The following is a 4,478-nucleotide window of genomic DNA, read 5'->3' on the forward strand; positions in this document are numbered from 1 at the left end:
GATATCTCTCGGGAGACGATATGTATCTCGAATACAGAGAGGGTTCGGAGAGGATCACGGTCAATTCGGAGGATGCGGCGGCGATCCTTTTGAAGTTCGACAGCGGTGCTATCGGGAACGTTATACTGTCGGAGGTTTCTCACGGAAGGGGAAACAGGCTCGAGATAGAGGTAACAGGACGGAACGAGTCGGTGTGGTGGGACTCGGAAAGCCCTTGCGAGCTCAACAGAAGCCGCAAATCCGGCGGTGTCCTCACCAGTTCCGACGCTTTCTGCGGAGGTTTTGTCGATACTTTCAAGGACTGCTTCAGAGAGGTTTATGCCGATATCGAAAGGGGCGGCCCCTCTGTCAAACCTTCATACCCCACTTTCGAAGATGGTTACAGAAACACCGCCGTCTGCTCGGCCATCTATGAAAGCGCCGTAAAAGGTCGATGGATGCAGGTAGAAGGCAACCCCAGATGAGTCAAGACAGCTGCGCTCGAGGAGGCACGATGAAGGAAGATAAGGCTCAATCACAGGATAGAAAAGCGAAAGAGATTCACCCGGATACGAAAGCGATAATAGAGCATTACCGGTTCCAGCGGCTGCCGGTCGAGAGCACCCTGTATGTCAGCACCTATCGTTCCGGCGCCAAAACGCTCGAAGGCGGGCCGCTCTCGACGGCCATGATCGGGCTCTATTCGGACAGTCCGGAGAGTCTTTCGCTGTTCCACCGTCTAGATATCGACGAGGTGTGGCATTTCTACGGAGGCGATCCCCTGAAACTGGTTCTGCTTTATCCCGACGGCTCGAGCGAAGATATAACGATGGGAAACGACTTCGGCAGCGGACAGCTCGTTCAGTTCGTCGTTCCGGCCGGAGTCTGGCAGGCCGGTTATATGGTTCCGGGGGGACGTTACTCGCTTTTCGGCTGCACGATGGCGCCGGGATTCACCGCCTCCTGCTTCGAAGCCGGAACCGCCGATGAACTGCTCAAGGACTACCCTCAACGGTCGGAAGAGATAATCAGGCTCAGCATAAGCGGCAATCGGGAGAAGATGCCCGACGGGTTCTCCGGTTGAGAATCCTCCGGCAGTTTCATACACGGAAAGCTGCCGACAAAAACTACATGCAGCACTCCAGAATTCCCTGACCGCTTCCGGTGCTTCCCCAGCTGCTCACCTCTATATCGTACTGGTTGGTTTCAGGATTCCAGTCGATGCTTATCGAGCCGGTGGGCGTTCTGTAGGCCCAGCCGTAGTAGAGTATGCAGCACTCCTCCGTCTTTACCAGCCTGGTTTCTATGCGCGCCTCGCCCGAGGTCATCTTCGCTTTCGAATCGTAACTGCACTGGAGGGGCGGCCCGGAGCATTCGAGGCTCCAGGAAATCGAGCCGCGTTCGGCACCCCAGAACCATTTGATAGTAACCTCTCCGGACTTTCCGCCGGCCGGCGTTATTTCAAATTCCTCCTCAACGACGCTCCCCAGTATCGAATCCCAGACGATATCGTCTTCCTCGACCAGAGCGGTAGTGACGAATTCCTCACCCGAGGCCGGTGCTTTCCATTTCAGCTTCACCAGATGCTGGCCTATCTCGACAAGCCCTTCAACGGACTCCTTGAACTCCTTCTGACTATCGGCCGGAACCGCCGAGAGAAGAAGCAGACTCAGAAGGCCGGGATCGGTTATATCGGTGTGCACGATTCTTACCGAGTCGGGATCGGTGAGGAGCGCGAGAACCTCCTGATACTTCACCGGGTCGTCCAGAATGCCTTCGTAGTTCCAGGAGATTATCTCCAGTTCGTTTGCATAGAGGTTGTTCCATTTTTCGATCACGTTGTTCACACGGGTCTTTATACTGTCGGGAGCTTTAGGCAGTTGAAAGCAACCCGTTATGAGGACTGCGACAAGGAAAAGGGCAAGAATTGCAGAGAAATATCTCTTCATTGTTATCACCCCTTATATTCCGAGAATATATCTCGTGTATAGAGAATAGCATTTTCTCCGGTCACGACAATGGATCTTGAGAAGAGGTCTTTATTCGAAGAGTTTCACGGACTTTTCGAAGCCCACGATCGAGGTCTCCGTGTAGGATGGAGCCTCTTTGAGGTTTTTGTTGAGTATCTTGACGCTGGAAGATAGCTCGACGCTCTTTTCGGTGTTTCCAATCTTTATGTTCAGCAAATCTTTGTCGACGCTATCGACGCTGAAGGTCAGCGAATCGATATCTTCGTCGATCAGATTGGAAAGGTTGTTCTTGTCGCCCGACCAGATCTTCACCCTTTTCTCGTTTTGATCCAGCCCGATGAACAGGTTCGTAGAAGACGGAGTCGGGGAGAGCGAATCGAAATCTTCCACGAGTGCCACGCTCTTTGCCACTCTCAACTCTTTGATTATTATCTCTATCGCCGAGGTCAGTCCTCTCTCGATAACGGCCTTACTTGAGGCCAGGTTATAGGCCTTCCACCAGAGGTTGTAGATGTTGAAAGAGATTATGAGAACGGCCACTATTATCGCCATGGCTATCAGGACTTCCATGAGGGTCAGGCCGGGCTTTCCTTTGCGTTCAGTCACCGGAAGGCCTCACAAACTCTACGAGTTTCTTGCTCGAGCCGTAGGGGGACTCGCGCAACTTACCGGAGATTTTGACGCCGTTCACGGTGACCGTCGCGGTTTCTCCGTTTATATCTCCGATTTCAAGCTCTCCGGAGCTGACGAGGAGATCTCCCGCGATTTTGGAAGAGGTGTCGTTCACTCTCAAAGATGTGGTAAGAAAATTGAGAAGCGCTACCACCGAGATGATTATTATGAGCAGAGCTATGAGAACCTCCACGAACGAAAAGCCTCCGGCTCGACCGGAAAGCGAAAGTGCCGGACTCACACGGTGAATCATCGCCCTCACTCGCCCCACAGTTCGCTGGCGTTGACTTCCACGATCGGGTCGAGAGTGTCGCCGAGGCCATCGATCATGTATACGATTCCTCCGGAACTTCCACCACCGGAAGTAGTGAGCTCCTTGGCAACTATCGCACCGTAGAAGGCCGAAGTTCCACTCATATTTACAGTCGAATTTGGTGCGTACAAAACTGATTTTATAGAGCCGCCGCTGACTGAATTTCCAGATGTTGTTATACTATTGCTGGTATCCCTTTCATTGCCCACTATCATCAAGCCGTGAAGTTTCATACCATCCTTTCCCGATCCCATAGTAACAGTAGTAGGGTTTTTAATATAAATGGTTCCGGTCATATCTAAAGATTCCAAATTTATGCCACCTTCAACCGAAGCGTACAGCGTCACCCTTCCGGGATCGGCATTGCTGACTTCGTTGATACTTCCCGACGGAGATCCGGAAAAAGCCCTGACATACAGCTCGAGTTCTCCCTCTCCAGTAAGCACTATACTCCCGCCGCTCAAAGCGAGAGTGTCTACCACTATTTTTCTTACCGTGTCTTTGCCTCCCGTGTCAATGTAAAGGGTTTTATTATTCCCTACTGTCAAACTTGTATAATAACCGTCGGCACTTATGGTCTGATTGTTTTGTACGTTAAGCGACCCTCTGCTGGTCAGGTCTGGAAATGACGGGAATGGCGGCAGTTTATATTCGACATCGAGGTTATAGACAACACCATCCGGTATCTTGTCAGAGCTATAATTCAAAATAGTGCTTTCCCCCGTTCCGACTTTTCCGATAATTGAATAATTGGCTGAATTACCAATGGTTATCATGCCTGCTGCATAAAGGGCCATGTTTATTACCTGCTCGGCTGAAGTTGCGCTGGTTCCTTCGAAAGAAACCACTCTCGTGGCATCGGCCGCCGTGCCCAGCGACAGAATCTTCGTTGTCGGACCTTCTTTCCAGACGGCCACTACGATCTCTTTGTCGGCCAGACCGTCTTGTTTTCTGAAGGCCTCCAGTTTTTCGCGGACACCGGTCTTCCATTCGCCCGTGTTGTCCTGGATCGAGAAGGAAAAGCTGGCATCCTCATTGGCGCCTGGCAGGTTACCGTACAGAATATGTATCTTGTCTGCCAGATCAGCCTTTGAAGAGTATTGCCTGGCAATCTCGGCACCGGATCTCGCGAAGAAGTAGGCCTGTGTGCGCTTTTCCAGGTCGTTGGTCTGTCTGGCTTTGCTCATGACAATGGCCATTATGGTGGTTCCCAGAACGGCTATCGTGAGAAACATCATCAGGGTGACACCGAGTATTATTCCCTTTTTTCTTTTCATCTATGCGCCTCCGGCCGAAATCATCGGCCAAGCTTCTCATTACTTATAATTCAGCTTCTAGATACAGATAATTGTAAATAGCAAATTCATGCCATACGTTTCGAATAAATTATAACAGTAGTTATTATAAATAAATAGAACCGTGTACAGTCGTTTGCTTCCTTCCTCTAAAAACGTTTGTTTGTATTAGGTTGCGAAAACAGGGACTGACGGGCTCCTGGTTTTCACTCCAATTTTCGCGTCTCTCTTTCTCTCTCTTCCTCTCTC

The 4,478-nt window shown here is 50.9% G+C and carries 6 protein-coding genes; 2 read left to right on the plus strand and 4 right to left on the minus strand.

What is annotated here, in order from left to right:
* Together PKX57_RS11330 and PKX57_RS11335 are read left to right on the plus strand one after the other, a co-directional pair.
* Nucleotides 1-464 (plus strand): Gfo/Idh/MocA family oxidoreductase (locus tag PKX57_RS11330; protein WP_472417398.1); only part of this gene is annotated, 464 nt, incomplete at its 5' end.
* 29 nt (nt 465-493) lie between these two features.
* On the plus strand, nt 494-1,063 hold the full coding sequence (locus PKX57_RS11335) for a cupin domain-containing protein (RefSeq protein WP_214047795.1): 570 nt from the start codon (nt 494-496) through the stop codon (nt 1,061-1,063).
* 43 nt (nt 1,064-1,106) lie between these two features.
* Here the strand turns inward: PKX57_RS11335 and PKX57_RS11340 are convergent, their stop codons facing one another.
* The 4 genes from PKX57_RS11340 to PKX57_RS11355 all read right to left on the minus strand — a co-directional run bounded on the left by PKX57_RS11340 (nt 1,107) and on the right by PKX57_RS11355 (nt 4,211).
* Nucleotides 1,107-1,928, minus strand: a complete 822-nt coding sequence (locus tag PKX57_RS11340) for a hypothetical protein (RefSeq protein WP_472417400.1) — start codon at nt 1,926-1,928, stop codon at nt 1,107-1,109.
* Between the two features lie 90 nt (nt 1,929-2,018).
* A complete protein-coding gene (locus tag PKX57_RS11345; protein ID WP_472417402.1) occupies nt 2,019-2,555 on the minus strand; it encodes a PilW family protein in 537 nt (178 codons plus the stop codon).
* Nucleotides 2,548-2,874, minus strand: a complete 327-nt coding sequence (locus PKX57_RS11350; protein WP_214047798.1) for a hypothetical protein — start codon at nt 2,872-2,874, stop codon at nt 2,548-2,550. Before PKX57_RS11350 ends, PKX57_RS11345 begins: the two co-directional genes overlap by 8 nt.
* Before the next feature lie 5 nt (nt 2,875-2,879).
* Nucleotides 2,880-4,211, minus strand: a complete 1,332-nt coding sequence (locus tag PKX57_RS11355) for a DUF7305 domain-containing protein (protein WP_472417404.1) — start codon at nt 4,209-4,211, stop codon at nt 2,880-2,882.
* Nucleotides 4,212-4,478 lie beyond the last annotated feature (267 nt).

It is taken from the genome of Mesotoga sp. (genome assembly GCF_035363035.1).
Lineage (GTDB): Bacteria > Thermotogota > Thermotogae > Petrotogales > Kosmotogaceae > Mesotoga.